This window comes from Acinetobacter calcoaceticus, from assembly GCF_051947995.1.
GTDB lineage: Bacteria > Pseudomonadota > Gammaproteobacteria > Pseudomonadales > Moraxellaceae > Acinetobacter.
In genome coordinates, this window is the sequence record NZ_JBLVVH010000001.1 from 217,559 (window position 1) to 232,627 (window position 15,069).

Consider the following 15,069-nt stretch of genomic DNA (forward strand, 5'->3'; position numbering starts at 1 on the left):
AGGTCTTAATCTTCTGACGCTTGATCAGCATTTTAGTCATTCTGATCAAGCGCATATACGACTTAAATCGATATCAAAATCACATTTAGCTACTTTCAGCGACAGTGAGATCAAGTAAAATAAATGAAACTTTTAATTGAGTGAATGACGGATGGATACCCTAGCTACAGCAAAAACACGTTATGCAACCAAAGCTTATGATGCAGAGAAAAAAATTCCAAAACAGCAGTTTGAAAAGCTTCTTGAAATTTTACGTTTCAGCCCTTCTTCTGTGAATATCCAGCCGTGGCATTTCCTGATTGCCGAAACAGATGAAGCCAAACAACGTATTGCCTCAGGCTTGACAGGTAACTATGTATATAACGCTGCCAAAGTGCTTCATTCTTCACATACTTTAATCTTTTGTACACGTACCGATATCTCGGCTGAGTATTTAGAACAGTTATTGCAACAGGATGATCTCAGTGGCCGTTTTAAAGACGAAACAGCCAAACAAGGTCAACGCACGACACGCGAAGGCTATGTCGAGTTTTATCGTAATGAACTGAAAAATCTGCCCGCCTGGATGGAAAATCAGACCTATCTAGCATTAGGACAATTACTTTTTGCTGCAGGTCTGGAAGGCATTGACGCCACCCCAATGGAAGGCTTCGATCGTAATACCATCAATCAGGAATTTGGATTAACAGAAAAGGGGCTAAAAGCCTCGGTCATCGTGGCGTTGGGTTATCGCAGTGACAGTGATTTTAATGCCAAACTGCCTAAATCACGTCTCCCTGATGACGTGATTTTCACACGTTTATAAGCATTCAAAAAAGGGAGTATTGGTTACTCCCTTTTTACATCATGGCTTTTGCCAAACAAAGTACCGCAACAATACCACTGACCAAACCAATCCAGGTATAGGCCTGTAAACGTTCTTTAAAGAAGATCACCCCACTCAATACACCTAATACCACCACCAGAATATTCATACCCGCAAAAACAATGGCAGGCGTTTCCTTGAACAGCATATGGGCCTTGACATATAAAGCGATATTGGCAAAATTCAATACACCGAGCACTAAACCCGTGAAAATATTTTTAGGCTGCCAATTTGGCTGTGTAATCGCGATATATGCAATTGAAAGGATAAAAGCACCAATAAAGGCAAGATTCAGCGTAACAGCCGATTGAAGCCCCAAACTACTGCTGTATTTAAGCAGCACATCAATTGCAGCATAACCCGCCCAGACACTGAATAAAAACAACGCAGATTTTAAATTGATGCCTTTACTGGCCTGCTCTGTGGCCTGACCAATAATAATGGCTAAAATTGCAATGATTCCCAGAACCACACCAATCAATTTGATCTGACTAAAATGCTCCCCAAAAATAAAATAAGCGGCGAGTAATGACAAAATCACCGCAAGTCGCTGCGCAATTTCTGTTTTAAGAATCCCTGCGAACTGCAATGATTTTGCCAGACATAGAAAAATACTCGGCAGTAGCACAGCAAGCACTAAAATTAGCCACCAAGGCGTGCGATTGAAAGAAATATGGGTAATATCGGTTTTAAACCAGTAATAACATAAAATGCTTGCACTTAAATAATTCCATGCAATCATTTGAAAAACATCAAATCCCTTAGCTTTCAGGTATTTCAATACAATCGAGACGAGAACACTACAACATGCCGCAGCAACAATCATTTCCATAATATTTATTCTAACTTTTCAACACACAAAAAAATGCCAGTCGATTAAAAGACTGGCATTTTCTTAAAGATCATCGATCAATTAACGATTATTTTCGTCTTCTTGACCATCTTCAAATTTAGTTTCGCCATCGAAGCCGCCTTGATGACCGCCACCGAAGCCGCCTTGACCGCCGAAGCCACCTTGACTACCGAAGCCACCTTGACCGCCGAAGCCGCTTTGACCGCCACCGAAGCCACCTTGACCACCAAAGCCGCCTTGACCGCCGAAGCCACCTTGACCACCGAAGCCGCCTTGACCGCCGAAGCCGCCAGTAGAACCTTGACCGCCGAAGCCGCCAGCAGCGCCTTGAGCTGGGAAGCCACCTGCAGCGCCTTGAGCACCAGCTGGACGTGGGTTACGCGCAGGAACAACTGTAGAAATCGCGTGTTTATAAACCATTTGGCTTACAGTGTTCTTCAATAAAACGACATATTGGTCAAATGACTCAATGTGTCCCTGCAATTTGATACCGTTTACAAGGAAAATAGAAACTGGAATACGTTCTTTACGGAGAGAATTTAAGAACGGATCTTGTAAAGTTTGACCTTTAGACATTTTTAACTCCAAAAAATTTTTAAATCAGCGCAAAAAAACTATCTTTATTTTTCAACTAAAAATTATTAAAAAGACAGCTTGCGAATTTTGCTTTATCCAAAGAAGTTTCGCAAGTCTTCTTTCGCCTGCTTTATCGTCACGTAAGTTTTAAAATCGTGTATTTCTTGCAAAGAACGTAACCAAGTGTATTGACGTTTTGCTAATTGCCTTGTAGCAAATAGCGCTTTGTTCTCCATTTCTACTTTATTTTCGAGACTCAAGTCACTTTTTAATAAAAATTCTAAAGCTTGACGATAACCGACAGACCGCATCGATGGCAAATCATCATTTAAATCGTATTTTTCAATCACCCCCTCTACTTCATTCAAAAAACCCATATCCCACATCTTGCGCAATCTTTGCTCAATGCGTTGATGTAATTCTAACCGATCTGGCATCAATGCGTAGTTATGAAATGTGTAACGATATGGTTGATTTTTAGGTTGTTCAGCTTGTAATTTTGTTATGGGTTGACCGGTAATTCGATACACTTCCAGTGCCCGAATAATCCGCTGTTTATCTGATACTTTAAACTTTTGTCCCGCCACAGGATCGACTGCAACCAGCTCATCATAAACCGCCTGCCAGCCTTCCTGCTCTGCTTTAGAAGTGATTGCATCGCGTATACTTTGATCTGCATTCGGTAGATTATCAGCCAGCCCTTCCAGCAAAGACTTAAAGTACAGCATGGTTCCACCCACCAGAATCGGGGTCTTGCCGCGCGCATGCATATCATCAATCAGTGGACATACATCTTCCACAAATTGTGCTGCCGAATATACTTCTAATGGCGTAATAATATCGATTAAATGATGCGGATACTGCTCCTGCTCTTGTTTGGTCGGCTTGGCCGTACCAATATCCATATCTTTATAAACTAAAGCCGAGTCCACTGAAATCAGCTCATAATTACCACGCTCGTAAAGTTCACATGCCAATGCTGTTTTACCACTTGCGGTAGGCCCCATTAAATTGATCACGGGCAATTGATTTGACATGTAAAACTACTCTCCTCGAGCAAATAATTTATCTAGTTGATGCAATGGAAACGCGCGCCAGGTCGGACGACCATGATTACATTGACTGGCAAATTCGGTCTGTTCCATTTGGCGTAATAAGGCATTCATTTCTGAGAGGCTTAATTGTCGATGGGCACGTACTGCCCCATGACAGGCCATGCCCGCCAAAAGCTCATCACGTTTTTGCAATAAACCTCTCACCTCATCATTAGGATCAAGGTCATTTAATAATTCTGGAATCAGATTAGCAAAGTCTGCCTTATGCAAAATCGCAGGAACACCACGTACAATCACCTGCTCATCACCATACTGATCTATTTCCAGACCTAAACGTTGCAATTGTGACTGTAGATCCTCGATCCGCGTCGCCTGCATGCGGGTGATCGAAACCACCTTCGGAATCAGCAATTGCTGTGAGGTCCAGAACTCAGGCTTATCCCATGCCGATTTCATTTGTTGTAACAGAATCCGCTCATGAGCAGCATGCATATCCACAATAATCAGGCCTTCCGTATTCTGAGCCAGAATGTAGATGCCATGTAGCTGTGCAATCGCAATACCTAACGGAAACTCATCTACTCGAGATGGTGTATTGTCTTCTTCAGTCGCAGTTTCAGACTCATCACGCAAAGGTGCCAGATAGGTTTTCAAGGCATTATTCAGTTGAACTGAACCGTTGTAACGTGGTTGCTGAGTTTGCGCTGAATTGTATTGTACCGCCTGCGGGCGACTCTGATGAAAGTCGGTCAACAAATCGGTCGACACCTCGGCAGGCTGAGCGGCCTGTGGTGCAGCTTCTACAGCGGCACGATGCAGATTAAATTGTTCCTGATATTTTGGCTGTGGTGGAGCACTGAAACTATTCTCTGCCCCATCTGTTTTCATGGCCTGTGCCAGATCAGCGGTTGCCGTCTGAAATTGCGACAAAGTTGCTTTGGCATAATGCCGGACAAACTCATGCACTTCACGCTGGTTCAGAAAACGGATTTCATGTTTGGTCGGATGCACATTAACATCAATATTTTCGGGATCAACTTCCAAAAATAACAGATAGGATGAATGTTGATGACCATGCAAAATACCGTCATAGGCCATACGTAAGGCATGCGAAATGGTCTTGTCCTTCACAATACGACCATTCACATAGACATATTGCAAATCGGCCTGTGCCCGCGCATCGGATGGATGACCCAGCCAGCCAGATAAACGCATATTAATACTATCCGAATCGATCCAGTAGGCATTCTGGATAAATTGTTGCCCCAATAATTGTTGCACCCGCTGATATCGTAGTTCACCACTGTCCGCGATCGGCAGGTTTAAACGAATATTATCGTTATGTTCCAGTACAAATCGGATATCGAAATGGGTTAAAGCCAGACGACGCACAATTTCTTCAATATGATTAAATTCTGTGGTCGGTTTTTTTAAGAATTTACGACGTGCAGGCACATTAAAAAATAAATCCTGCACCCGAATATGCGTCCCTTTCTGGGCCGCCACCGCCTGAATCTGCTGATGATCAAACGCTGTCCCATTCACTTCAACCTGATAGCCAACACCCTGCTCATCCTGACTGCTGGTCAAGGTCAAACGCGATACGGCTGCAATCGAAGCCAAAGCTTCACCACGAAAGCCCAGACTCACAATCGCATGTAAATCATCTGCAGTCTGAATTTTGCTGGTGGCGTGTCGCATCACGGCTAAAGGCAAATCTTCCGGATGAATCCCGTTACCATTATCAATGATTTCAATCAGGGTCGAACCACCCTGCGCCACCCGAATAATCAGTTCAGTTGCGCCCGCGTCAATCGAGTTTTCTAATAATTCTTTGACCACTGATGAGGGACGTTCAATGACCTCACCTGCTGCAATCTGGTTGGCTAATGCAGCATCAAGGGTATGAATACGACGGGTTGAATCATGCGCCATTCAATTGTTCCTGCAAAATTTGAATTAAAGAGTCTGATTCTGTAGTTAAGGTGACAGAACGGGTCAATTCATCCTCTGACTTTTGAATATCAATCACGATATCCGGCGTTGGAATCTCATCGCCACCTTTAGACGGCCATTCAAATAGGAATAAGGCATCGGGCGTTTCCAGATAATCACGAATCCCCATCAATTCCAATTCATAAGGATCATCCAGACGATAAAGGTCAAAATGAAAAACTTCCTTGCCTTGAATGGTATAAGGTTCAACCAGCGTATAAGTCGGACTTTTTACCGAACCCTGATGACCAAGATTTTGTAAAAAATAACGGGTAAAGGTCGTCTTGCCAGCCCCCAGATCACCAATCAAGTAAATAATGCCTGAATGCACATGCTGAGACATGATGCGTGCAAACTGTTGAGTGTCTTGTTCATGATTTAAGTTAAATTTCACTGACGATGACATGGCAAATAGAACAAAATTGGGATGCTGGCTATGATAACATTGCCCTGCTTCAAAGCCTAATCCATAGAAAGAAGTTGCTACTTTTTAAAACAACTTCTAAATTATTTTCTGAGGAAACTGTTGTGGAAGAACATCGGATACTCATTTCGAAATTTACGCATCAGCTTTTTTTATCCATTGGGAAACCTTTTGAAAAAACAACTGAGCTAGAAAGGCAAATTCTTGCGAGTTTTAGTTTCGGTGCCATTCATGCCCAATGTTTTTTAAATCAACTACCCGCTTTAGAGATTCATAAACTCGCCATTTTTATTTTGACTGCAGAATTTAAATATACCCCTCAACAAGCTAAAGATTTCGTAGAGCATCTTATTCAAGTTGCTAGCGACAAAGAGCTTCACCCGACCACTCATGCAATCATTCATAGGGGAATTGATGGACACAGGCAATTCATCAATTCTGATTATGTCAATCTAAGCAATAACATCAACGGTATACTTACTCTGATTTGCCCTTAAAATGCGCATCTTGATTTTTAAGGGCATAATTTAACTCAATGAATAAATTCTCAAATACAGATTTTACTCCGCCACTGATCGACGGCGTGAGTGCCAGTAAAGTCTTTTTACCTCATGATCGTTGTGCAAATACTATTTTTGACTATCTCTGCCAGCATTTTCCTCATATCCAGCCAGAAGAATGGCAACAACGCTTTGCCGATGGGCTGATCTATGCAGCAGATGGCACAAAACTTGGTATCGACAGTATTTACACACCCAATACCCACATCTTTTATTATCGTTTTCTCTCGCATGAAATTCATGTGCCCTTTCAACATGAAATTTTATTTGAAAATGAAGATTTGCTGGTGGTCGATAAACCACACTTCCTCACCATGACGCCAACTGGACAATATGTTCAGGAAACGCTTTTAGTGAGATTAAAGAAGCAGACAGGTTATGCTGAGCTCACGCCCATTCACCGACTGGATCGGGAAACGGCGGGTGTGGTTTTATTCTGCAAAACACCCGCAACCCGCGGCATTTATCAGCAGCTTTTTGCCGAACGTAAAGTCAAAAAAACCTATCATGCCATTGCGGCTTATCGACCAGAACTCAACTTTCCACAAAGCTTGCAATTGCATCTGGAAAAGGGAACGCCCTTTTACACCATGCAAATTAATCCTGAAAAAACCCCGAATACGGAAACACTGATCGAGTTGCTGGAACATAACCACCAGCTTGCAAAGTATCTGCTCAAACCGACAACAGGAAAGCAACACCAGTTACGTGTGCATTTAAATTATCTTGGCATTCCCATCTTAAATGATCCGTTTTATCCAGTGGTCGCGCATAAAACTGACGATGATTTCAGCCATCCATTACAGTTACTCGCTAAAGAAATTTATTTTATAGACCCTATTCTACAACAGGAAATGAACTTTAAATCTCATATTGAATTGACACTGTAGATACATCGTAATGACAAAAATTCTATTTTTTCACCTCAAAAATATTGAAATTACATTGCAATGGTTTAAAATACATGACGATAACTAAAAATATGTGGTTACATTTTTCATGCGCAAAACAGAAGTTTATCAGGTTCGCCTCGATTCTCAGGAAAAGAAACAGGCTTTTGCTGTGTTTAAGCAGTTAGGGATCTCCCCTGCTCAGGCCGTCCGTCTTTTCTTTAAACAGGTCGTACTGACCAAATCGATTCCTTTTGCAATCGAAAACCAGAACATCAATATGGAACAACTGCTTAAGTTACGTAAATCCAAAGCCGCTGCATCTGCCGAAAACCCGTCTGCAGTTGAGATTGAGGATGATCACGAAGACCTGTTTGAAGAGCTGAATGCACTATTGGGCGAAAGTGACAAAACTTAACAATGTTGCATTTATAAACAAGTTTTTATTTTTTACGCTGAAATTTTTTCGCTATTCTGACAGTCCAAATAAAATTATAAGTGTAAGGACGGGCTGGAATGATTGTTAAGCGAGCCACAAAGGAAGATCTTCATCAACTTGCTGTCTTGTTTGACGAATACCGTCAATTCTACGGTGCATCATCAAATCTTGAACAATCCTATCAATTTCTCAAGCAACGTTTTGACAATAAAGAAAGTGTCATTTTCATTCATGTGAAAGATGATGTCTTTACCGGGTTTATTCTACTTTACCGTGCCTTTTCATCAGTTGCCTGTGAAACCTATTACATATTAGATGATGTTTATGTCACCCCAAGCTATCGTAAACAGGGTTCAGCCAAACAACTGATTGATACCGCGATCCTTTTCGCACGTCATGAAAATGCACAACGGATTAGCCTCGAAACCCAAAAAAACAATTATCAATCCCATCGTCTATATGAACACATGGGATTTATTCAGGATAGTGAATTTAAGACCTATCATTGCTTCTTGAAATAATGAGGAGCTGTGGAATACGACAAGGCTTAACCGTCTACAACAATATTTTGACTCAACTGTTTTTGCTCAGCATTTAAATATATCCATTCACCTTCCGGCAACTCAGGCAGCTCAAGCAAACCCACTTGATGACGATGTAAAGCTTCAACTTTATTTCCCACTGCAGCCAGCATACGTTTGACTTGATGATAGACACCTTGGTGAATGGTCATGCTCAACTGATGTTCCGAAAATAATGTAACATCTGTTGCAGCAAAGATTCCCTTTTCATTTCGAAGTTCCACACCCTGCTGCAAGCCCTGAACTTGCTCAGGTGTGATCGGATCTGCAGTAGTGACATGATACACCTTAGGCACATGTTTGCGCGGATGAGTCAAGGCTTGTAAATATTGCCCATCATCAGTCAAAAGTAACAGTCCTGTCGTGTCCTGATCCAGCCGCCCCACGCACTGAATACCTCGGTGGAGCAACACCTCAGGAAATAAACTGAATACACTTTTATGATGCGTAGCCTGATGTGAGCATTCATAGCCCTGCGGTTTATTCAAAACAAGATAAACATGCTCACGATATTGATATTCTTCACCAAAGACCTGAAACAGCAACTGATCGGTATTGATATTCTGTTTAGGATTATCACAAATCTGATGATCAATCAGGACAGAACCATTTTTAATTAACTGCTGGCAATACTTACGTGAACCAAAGCCTTGAGATTGCAAAATTTTTTCCAGCAGCATATCTACATCCTAAGTGAAACTTGCACTATTGTACCTGATTAGCATAAGGCCCGTTGTTCATTGTACATTCATTCTTTATTTTTATAATTTATTCACAATTTCTTCACTTGTAATAAAACTCAAACAAAACCCTCGTGAAACTCGCTCAATCCAGATATTGCACTCCATAATTTCGCTAAAAAGTCTTGTTACATTTGTCACAAGCAAAAAGAATACTGTCCAAAAGAATGGATAAGGAGTTTCATCATGAAAGCAAATATGTGGTTATGTAGCGTTATCCTAGCAACCTCATCAATGGTCACTGTTACACATGCGGACAACACCACTCGTGTAGCCGCCACCTCAGCGCTAGGCAGCGTCGTCGGTACCGCGATAGGTAAGCAACTGGGCGGTAATACGGGTGCCATGATTGGTTCGGCCATTGGTGGTGCTGGCGGTGCAGCTGCTTCAAGTAATCGACGTGACCGTACTGAAGCTGCCATTGGCGGCGGTTTAGGTGGTGTCGGTGGTTATACCGTAGGGCGTAATATGGGCGGAACCAATGGCGGCTATATCGGTGCTGCATTAGGTGCTGCCGGTGGTGCGGCTTTAGGCCAAAAGGTTGGTCAGGATCGCGATGCGGATCGCCGTTATGATGATCGTCGCTATGACCGCCGTTATGATAACCGTCGTTCTTATGATGATCGCCGTTATTACAATTCGCGTGAAAGCTACCGTCATGATAATGGTCGCCACCGTGGTTGGTACAAACACCATTAATCCAGTTCGTTTCACATTGGTTTTACCCTTTATAGCACCTTCGGGTGCTTTTTTTATGGGATCGAAACAACATATCGAACAAATTCGATATACAAACTCAAACTTATATCGTAGTATTTCGATATATGGTTTTGAGATGTAATGATGAAAACACTACAAGATATCAAGTTCTCTATTCTGGAATTGGCCCCTGTTAGAGAGGATAAGAATATTGAATTTTCCCTGCGCCACGCTTTAGAACTGGCACAACATGCAGAAAAGTTAGGCTATGAACGCTTCTGGCTGGCGGAACATCACAATATGGATGGGATCGCCAGTTCTGCTACCGCGGTTTTATTGGGTTTTATTGCTGCAAATACCCAAAACATCCGTTTGGGTTCAGGCGGTATCATGCTGCCCAACCATGCACCACTAGTTGTTGCAGAACAATTCGGTACCTTGGCAACGCTTTATCCAGATCGTTTTGAGCTAGGCTTGGGCCGTGCACCGGGTACGGACCAGATGACCATGCGCGCATTACGTCGAGGACGTCAGGAAACAGAGGATCAGTTTCCGCAAGATGTGCAGGAAATTTTACAATATTTTAAAGCACCGCAACCCGGTCAACGAATTATTGCAACGCCTGGGCAGAATACCCATGTACCAGTCTGGTTACTTGGTTCAAGTTTATTTAGTGCACAACTGGCAGCCAAGCTGGGACTTCCCTATTCGTTTGCTTCGCACTTTGCACCAAGAATGTTAGGTCAGGCCATCGACATCTATCGGGATAATTTCCAGCCTTCTGAATATCTGGATCAACCTTATGTATCGATGGGTGTACCGACCGTAGTTGCTGAAACCGATGAAGAAGCTCAACATCTGGCAACCAGTTCTTATCAACGGATCTTGAACCTGATCCGGGGCCACAGCCTGAAACTCAAACCACCCATTGCATCGACTCAAGGTCTGGCAAACAGTTCTGAGCAACTTGCCATTCAGAATTTCTATGCCATGGCGCAAATCGGTTCAGCAGAAACAGTGAAAGCGGGTTTAAATAAAATTGCCAGTCAATATGAAGTAGATGAGTTTATTTTCACCTGTGATATTTACGATACCCAGAAACGGTTAGAAAACTTTAGCCTATTGATGGACCTTAAAAACAACTAAATAGCTATCTGAAAGTAAGCATTATTTTTTCATAAATGATGCTTACTTCACGATGCCTATATACCGATAAACTGTATTGCTTTTGCGATAGCGTAAATACTTGGCTTGTGGTTTTGAATTTTGGTCCAGCAACATAATATCAATCGTATTTAATTTTTTATCACTGCGAATATAATCAGGCACATCATTCCGATCTTCATGATTGTTACAATCGAAATCAACCTGAATGTGATCCAGCAGTTTTGTTTTGGTCTGGAATACCTTTATTGACTGCACCGCTCCCGCTTTGGTCGGCTGAAATGCATTAACCGCATAGGCTCCGACACAGCTGCTCCCCTTATAATAGCTGTCCACCAAATAAACCGGTTGTGTCGCTAATACCGTTTGCTTCACCTGATAAATCAACCCGGTCTCAATAGGCGTTAAATCCGTCCTCCCCTCATTTTGAGTCTGTACATATGAAGAATATTCCCCCATGGTTCCACCACCGCCGACATCAAAAGTATAAAACTTTAAATGTTTATCGGGTGAAAACTGGATACGCACATGGTAATGATCTGCAAAAGCGGGAAAGGAATAATTGAAGCTGGCAGGATCCTGTTTGATTTTCTCGACGATTTCCAACTCGATTGCCTGATTGACCTGATAAAAATCTTTATTTTCATATTTCTGCATTAGCTTTTTTTCAAATTGTACCAAGGTTTCCGCATGCGTTTGCGAAATCATCAGCAGAACCAGAAGAAGTATATGTCTTTTCATTCTATTGTCCTGTTTTTATTATCCCAAAAATATAAAAAGCGCAGCACATCGACCACGCTTTTCTTTCTTGGATTACATTTTAACCAATACGACGTTTTAAACCGGTCATTTGTAGAACACGCGTTGAGATTTCTTCAATCGACATCTCCGTCACATTCAGATATTTAATCCCTTCAGAGATATAAATTCCTTCAATAGCGCGGAGTTCCATCTGACACTGACTAAAACTTGCATAACGGCTATTGGCCTTGCGCTCACTGCGAATTGCCACCAGACGTTCTGCATCAATCATCAAGCCAAACAGCTTGTTTTTATGTTCACGTAGCACTTTTGGCAAGCGGTTGTCATCCAGATCTTCCTCAGTTAAAGGATAGTTCGCAACACGAATACCAAATTGTAATGACAAATAAATTGAGGTCGGTGTTTTACCGGAACGGGAGACACCAATCAAAATAATATCAGCTTTATCGTAATGTCGTGTTCTGGCACCGTCATCATTGTCCAGCGCGAAATGTACCGCATCAATACGCGCTTTATAATATTCCGAATCGGTGACAGCATGGGTTTGTCCAACCAAGGTCGTCGGTGGTGTACCCAATTCTTGTTCTAATTTACTAATGAGACCTTCAAAAACATCAAGGTTGACCGCCTTCGCCGTATTGATAATTTCACGGACATGCGGATCGACCAAAGTATCAAAAACCAAAGGTAAAGAACCATCCCGAGACTGGCACGCATTGATCTCGGCCACGGCCACCATGGCTGCTTCTTCGGTGGCAATATATGGCATAATATGAATGTCAAAATCGACGTTTGGAAATTGCGCAAGTAGTGAATGTCCAAGGGTTTCTGCGGTAATTGCGGTACCATCCGAAATAAAAAAAACGCTCCGTTTAATTTCTTTACTTACGGGCATCAAAATTCTCCTTAAACATTTGTCTTAGTGCTCTATAATCTTTATAGTAAACTCATCTAACATGACTGTCGCTTAGTAAAATACTAAATCTAGGCACTTTTGTATAATTTCATACCAATGATGGTCATTCATACTGCAAAAAAAGTGGAGTAAATACTTTGGAAGCGCGCGTAATCGGTCTGGAAAAATTAGGAAAACACGATGTCGAACTCGTAGGTGGGAAAAACTCATCTCTGGGTGAAATGATCAGCCATTTATCCAATGCTGGTGTATCGGTACCGGGTGGTTTTGCAACGACTGCTGCTGCCTATCGTGAGTTCTTGGATCAAAGCGGCTTAAATGCTCGAATTCAGGCTGAACTTACCCAACTCAATGTTGATGATGTCATTGCACTTGCTGAGACTGGTGCAAAAATCCGTAAATGGATTGTTGACACTCCGCTTACTGCGACATTAGAACAAGAAATTCGTGATGCTTTTGCAGCACTTTCAAACGGTAACCCAGACATTGCCGTTGCTGTACGTTCTTCGGCAACTGCTGAAGACTTACCTGACGCTTCATTTGCAGGGCAACAAGAAACTTTCTTAAATATCCGTGGTATTGACAATATTCTTATCGCGATTAAAGAAGTATTTGCTTCTCTTTATAATGACCGCGCCATTGCTTACCGTGTACACCAAGGTTTTGAACATAGTGTTGTTGCCCTTTCCGCTGGCGTACAACGTATGGTTCGTTCTGAAACAGGCGCTGCCGGCGTGATGTTTACACTGGATACAGAATCTGGTTTCCGTGATGTGGTATTTATTACTGCATCTTATGGCTTGGGCGAGATGGTGGTACAAGGTGCAGTTAACCCTGACGAATTCTATTTATCAAAACCATTATTAAATGCGGGTAAACATTCTGTTTTACGTCGTAACCTCGGTTCTAAACACCAGAAAATGATTTATGGTGAAGAAGGTGCGGCGGGTAAATCTGTTGTAATCGTTGATGTTGAAAAACAGGAACGCCAACAGTTTGCCTTAAATGATCATGAGCTTCACGAATTAGCGAAGCAAGCTTTGATCATTGAGCAACATTATGGTTCTCCAATGGACATCGAATGGGCGAAAGATGGCGATGATGGCCAAATCTATATCGTTCAGGCACGCCCGGAAACAGTAAAAAGCCGCCAGAATGTCGGTACAATGGAACGCTACCTGTTAAAACAACGTGGTACTGTAATTTGTGAAGGTCGTTCAATCGGTCAACGCATCGGTTCTGGTAAAGTCCGCGTAGTAACGTCGATTAAAGAAATGGATAAGGTTCAGGACGGTGACGTACTGGTATCTGACATGACTGACCCGGACTGGGAACCAGTAATGAAACGTGCTGCGGCTATTGTGACCAACCGTGGTGGTCGTACCTGTCACGCAGCCATTATTGCACGTGAATTAGGTGTGCCTGCGATTGTCGGTTGTGGTAATGCAACAGAAGTACTTGCTGATGGTCAGGAAGTGACTGTTTCATGTGCTGAGGGTGACACAGGCTTCATTTATGAAGGCGCGCTAGACTTTGAAGTGCAACGCAACTCAATTCACTCTATGCCACAATTACCGTTCAAAATTATGATGAACGTGGGTAACCCTGACCGCGCATTTGACTTTGCTCAGATTCCAAACGAAGGGATCGGCCTTGCACGTCTTGAGTTCATCATTAACCGTATGATTGGCGTACACCCGAAAGCATTATTGAACATTGACAGCTTACCACGCGAAACACGTGCTGCTGTTATGGCGCGTACTGCGGGCTACTCTTCTCCAATCGAATTCTATGTTGAGAAATTGGTTGAAGGTATTTCTACACTTGCAGCAGCATTTGCAGACAAGCCCGTGATCGTTCGTATGTCAGACTTCAAGTCAAACGAATATGCAAACTTGATCGGCGGTAAACTGTACGAGCCAGAAGAAGAAAACCCGATGTTGGGCTTCCGTGGTGCAAGCCGTTATGTTTCGGATAACTTCCGTGACTGCTTCGAACTTGAATGCCGTGCCTTGAAAAAAGTTCGTGATGAAATGGGTCTAACCAATATTCAAATCATGATCCCATTCGTACGTACAGTTTCTGAAGCTAAACGTGTGATCGAATTACTTGCTCAAAACGGCCTAAAACGTGGTGAGAACGGTCTCAAAGTGATCATGATGTGTGAACTTCCAACCAATGCATTGTTGGCTGAACAGTTCCTTGAACACTTCGATGGCTTCTCAATCGGTTCAAACGACTTGACCCAGTTAACATTGGGTCTGGATCGTGACTCTGGTATCGTGTCGCACCTGTTTGATGAACGTGATCCAGCAGTAAAAGCCCTTCTTTCTATGGCGATTCATGCGTGTCGTAAAGCAGGTAAATACGTTGGTATTTGTGGTCAAGGTCCTTCGGATCATCCAGACCTTGCGAAATGGCTCATGGAACAAGGCATTGAATCTGTGTCATTGAACCCTGACTCAGTGCTTGATACCTGGTTCTTCCTTGCTGAAGAGCAAATCAAGAAAGCCTAATCTTTTTTAGAAAAAGACCCTCTCTCGTAGGGTC

The 15,069-nt window shown here is 42.5% G+C and carries 16 protein-coding genes; 8 read left to right on the forward strand and 8 right to left on the reverse strand.

Features of this window, described 5'->3' with window-relative positions; genetic code table 11:
* Positions 1-151: 151 nt before the first annotated feature.
* Positions 152-805: an oxygen-insensitive NAD(P)H nitroreductase gene (gene nfsB / locus ACNQO6_RS01095; protein WP_440207856.1), complete on the forward strand. Its 654-nt coding sequence runs from the start codon at positions 152-154 to the stop codon at positions 803-805.
* A gap of 34 nt (positions 806-839) precedes the next feature.
* Here nfsB and ACNQO6_RS01100 read toward each other — a convergent pair whose 3' ends face one another.
* From ACNQO6_RS01100 to tsaE, 5 genes are all read right to left on the reverse strand, one after another.
* Positions 840-1,697 carry an EamA family transporter gene (locus ACNQO6_RS01100; protein WP_440207857.1) on the reverse strand — a complete coding sequence of 286 codons (858 nt, stop codon included), beginning with the start codon at positions 1,695-1,697 and terminating at the stop codon, positions 840-842.
* Between the two features lie 81 nt (positions 1,698-1,778).
* The gene (gene hfq / locus ACNQO6_RS01105) at positions 1,779-2,294 is read right to left on the reverse strand and encodes an RNA chaperone Hfq (RefSeq protein WP_343578954.1); all 516 of its coding nucleotides are present in this window, start codon (positions 2,292-2,294) and stop codon (positions 1,779-1,781) included.
* 92 nt (positions 2,295-2,386) lie between these two features.
* Positions 2,387-3,331 (reverse strand): tRNA (adenosine(37)-N6)-dimethylallyltransferase MiaA, encoded by a 945-nt coding sequence (gene miaA, locus ACNQO6_RS01110; RefSeq protein ID WP_440207858.1) that lies wholly within the window; start codon positions 3,329-3,331, stop codon positions 2,387-2,389.
* Positions 3,332-3,337: 6 nt separating this feature from the next.
* Positions 3,338-5,284 (reverse strand): DNA mismatch repair endonuclease MutL, encoded by a 1,947-nt coding sequence (mutL, locus tag ACNQO6_RS01115; RefSeq protein ID WP_440207859.1) that lies wholly within the window; start codon positions 5,282-5,284, stop codon positions 3,338-3,340.
* Entirely contained in the window at positions 5,274-5,750 is a 477-nt protein-coding gene (tsaE, locus tag ACNQO6_RS01120; RefSeq protein WP_440207860.1) for a tRNA (adenosine(37)-N6)-threonylcarbamoyltransferase complex ATPase subunit type 1 TsaE, read from the reverse strand. The genes mutL and tsaE overlap by 11 nt, the downstream gene beginning before the upstream one ends.
* Between tsaE and imm48 the strand changes: the two genes are divergently transcribed.
* The 4 genes from imm48 to ACNQO6_RS01140 all read left to right on the forward strand — a co-directional run bounded on the left by imm48 (position 5,744) and on the right by ACNQO6_RS01140 (position 8,178).
* Positions 5,744-6,265, forward strand: a complete 522-nt coding sequence (imm48, locus tag ACNQO6_RS01125; RefSeq protein ID WP_227554506.1) for an Imm48 family immunity protein — start codon at positions 5,744-5,746, stop codon at positions 6,263-6,265. The two genes, tsaE and imm48, sit on opposite strands and share 7 nt — an antisense overlap.
* Positions 6,266-6,303: 38 nt before the next feature.
* On the forward strand, positions 6,304-7,218 hold the full coding sequence (locus ACNQO6_RS01130; RefSeq protein WP_440207861.1) for a pseudouridine synthase: 915 nt from the start codon (positions 6,304-6,306) through the stop codon (positions 7,216-7,218).
* Between the two features lie 109 nt (positions 7,219-7,327).
* Entirely contained in the window at positions 7,328-7,636 is a 309-nt protein-coding gene (locus tag ACNQO6_RS01135) for a type II toxin-antitoxin system RelB/DinJ family antitoxin (RefSeq protein WP_004771601.1), read from the forward strand.
* A gap of 98 nt (positions 7,637-7,734) precedes the next feature.
* Positions 7,735-8,178, forward strand: a complete 444-nt coding sequence (locus ACNQO6_RS01140; RefSeq protein ID WP_440207862.1) for a GNAT family N-acetyltransferase — start codon at positions 7,735-7,737, stop codon at positions 8,176-8,178.
* A gap of 26 nt (positions 8,179-8,204) precedes the next feature.
* Here ACNQO6_RS01140 and ACNQO6_RS01145 read toward each other — a convergent pair whose 3' ends face one another.
* A complete protein-coding gene (locus ACNQO6_RS01145) occupies positions 8,205-8,918 on the reverse strand; it encodes a pseudouridine synthase (RefSeq protein WP_440207863.1) in 714 nt (237 codons plus the stop codon).
* Positions 8,919-9,164: 246 nt separating this feature from the next.
* Here ACNQO6_RS01145 and ACNQO6_RS01150 point away from each other — a divergent pair, with 246 nt between their 5' ends.
* Both ACNQO6_RS01150 and ACNQO6_RS01155 read left to right on the forward strand, forming a co-directional pair.
* Positions 9,165-9,677 carry a glycine zipper 2TM domain-containing protein gene (locus ACNQO6_RS01150; protein WP_343581440.1) on the forward strand — a complete coding sequence of 171 codons (513 nt, stop codon included), beginning with the start codon at positions 9,165-9,167 and terminating at the stop codon, positions 9,675-9,677.
* A 144-nt stretch (positions 9,678-9,821) separates the two neighbouring features.
* Positions 9,822-10,823 (forward strand): LLM class flavin-dependent oxidoreductase, encoded by a 1,002-nt coding sequence (locus tag ACNQO6_RS01155; RefSeq protein ID WP_440207864.1) that lies wholly within the window; start codon positions 9,822-9,824, stop codon positions 10,821-10,823.
* Between the two features lie 42 nt (positions 10,824-10,865).
* On the opposite strand, the gene ACNQO6_RS01160 is transcribed toward ACNQO6_RS01155, so the two are convergent.
* Together ACNQO6_RS01160 and ppsR are read right to left on the reverse strand one after the other, a co-directional pair.
* Positions 10,866-11,582, reverse strand: a complete 717-nt coding sequence (locus ACNQO6_RS01160) for a hypothetical protein (protein ID WP_440207865.1) — start codon at positions 11,580-11,582, stop codon at positions 10,866-10,868.
* A 79-nt stretch (positions 11,583-11,661) separates the two neighbouring features.
* Positions 11,662-12,498 carry a posphoenolpyruvate synthetase regulatory kinase/phosphorylase PpsR gene (gene ppsR, locus ACNQO6_RS01165; RefSeq protein ID WP_343581442.1) on the reverse strand — a complete coding sequence of 279 codons (837 nt, stop codon included), beginning with the start codon at positions 12,496-12,498 and terminating at the stop codon, positions 11,662-11,664.
* Between the two features lie 158 nt (positions 12,499-12,656).
* Between ppsR and ppsA the strand changes: the two genes are divergently transcribed.
* The gene (gene ppsA, locus ACNQO6_RS01170) at positions 12,657-15,035 is read left to right on the forward strand and encodes a phosphoenolpyruvate synthase (RefSeq protein ID WP_004771590.1); all 2,379 of its coding nucleotides are present in this window, start codon (positions 12,657-12,659) and stop codon (positions 15,033-15,035) included.
* Positions 15,036-15,069: the final 34 nt, after the last annotated feature.

Excerpts from the sequence above, each read along its gene's own strand:
- ACNQO6_RS01160 (WP_440207865.1), bottom strand. The coding sequence starts at position 11,582 with ATGAAAAGACATATACTTCTTCTGGTTCTGCTGATGATTTCGCAAACG.
- ACNQO6_RS01130 (WP_440207861.1), top strand. The coding sequence starts at position 6,304 with ATGAATAAATTCTCAAATACAGATTTTACTCCGCCACTGATCGACGGC.
- ACNQO6_RS01135 (WP_004771601.1), top strand. The coding sequence starts at position 7,328 with ATGCGCAAAACAGAAGTTTATCAGGTTCGCCTCGATTCTCAGGAAAAG.
- miaA (WP_440207858.1), bottom strand. The coding sequence starts at position 3,331 with ATGTCAAATCAATTGCCCGTGATCAATTTAATGGGGCCTACCGCAAGT.
- ACNQO6_RS01100 (WP_440207857.1), bottom strand. The coding sequence starts at position 1,697 with ATGGAAATGATTGTTGCTGCGGCATGTTGTAGTGTTCTCGTCTCGATT.
- ppsR (WP_343581442.1), bottom strand. The coding sequence starts at position 12,498 with ATGCCCGTAAGTAAAGAAATTAAACGGAGCGTTTTTTTTATTTCGGAT.
- mutL (WP_440207859.1), bottom strand. The coding sequence starts at position 5,284 with ATGGCGCATGATTCAACCCGTCGTATTCATACCCTTGATGCTGCATTA.
- ACNQO6_RS01150 (WP_343581440.1), top strand. The coding sequence starts at position 9,165 with ATGAAAGCAAATATGTGGTTATGTAGCGTTATCCTAGCAACCTCATCA.
- imm48 (WP_227554506.1), top strand. The coding sequence starts at position 5,744 with ATGACATGGCAAATAGAACAAAATTGGGATGCTGGCTATGATAACATT.
- hfq (WP_343578954.1), bottom strand. The coding sequence starts at position 2,294 with ATGTCTAAAGGTCAAACTTTACAAGATCCGTTCTTAAATTCTCTCCGT.
- ACNQO6_RS01145 (WP_440207863.1), bottom strand. The coding sequence starts at position 8,918 with ATGCTGCTGGAAAAAATTTTGCAATCTCAAGGCTTTGGTTCACGTAAG.
- ACNQO6_RS01155 (WP_440207864.1), top strand. The coding sequence starts at position 9,822 with ATGAAAACACTACAAGATATCAAGTTCTCTATTCTGGAATTGGCCCCT.
- nfsB (WP_440207856.1), top strand. The coding sequence starts at position 152 with ATGGATACCCTAGCTACAGCAAAAACACGTTATGCAACCAAAGCTTAT.
- ACNQO6_RS01140 (WP_440207862.1), top strand. The coding sequence starts at position 7,735 with ATGATTGTTAAGCGAGCCACAAAGGAAGATCTTCATCAACTTGCTGTC.
- tsaE (WP_440207860.1), bottom strand. The coding sequence starts at position 5,750 with ATGTCATCGTCAGTGAAATTTAACTTAAATCATGAACAAGACACTCAA.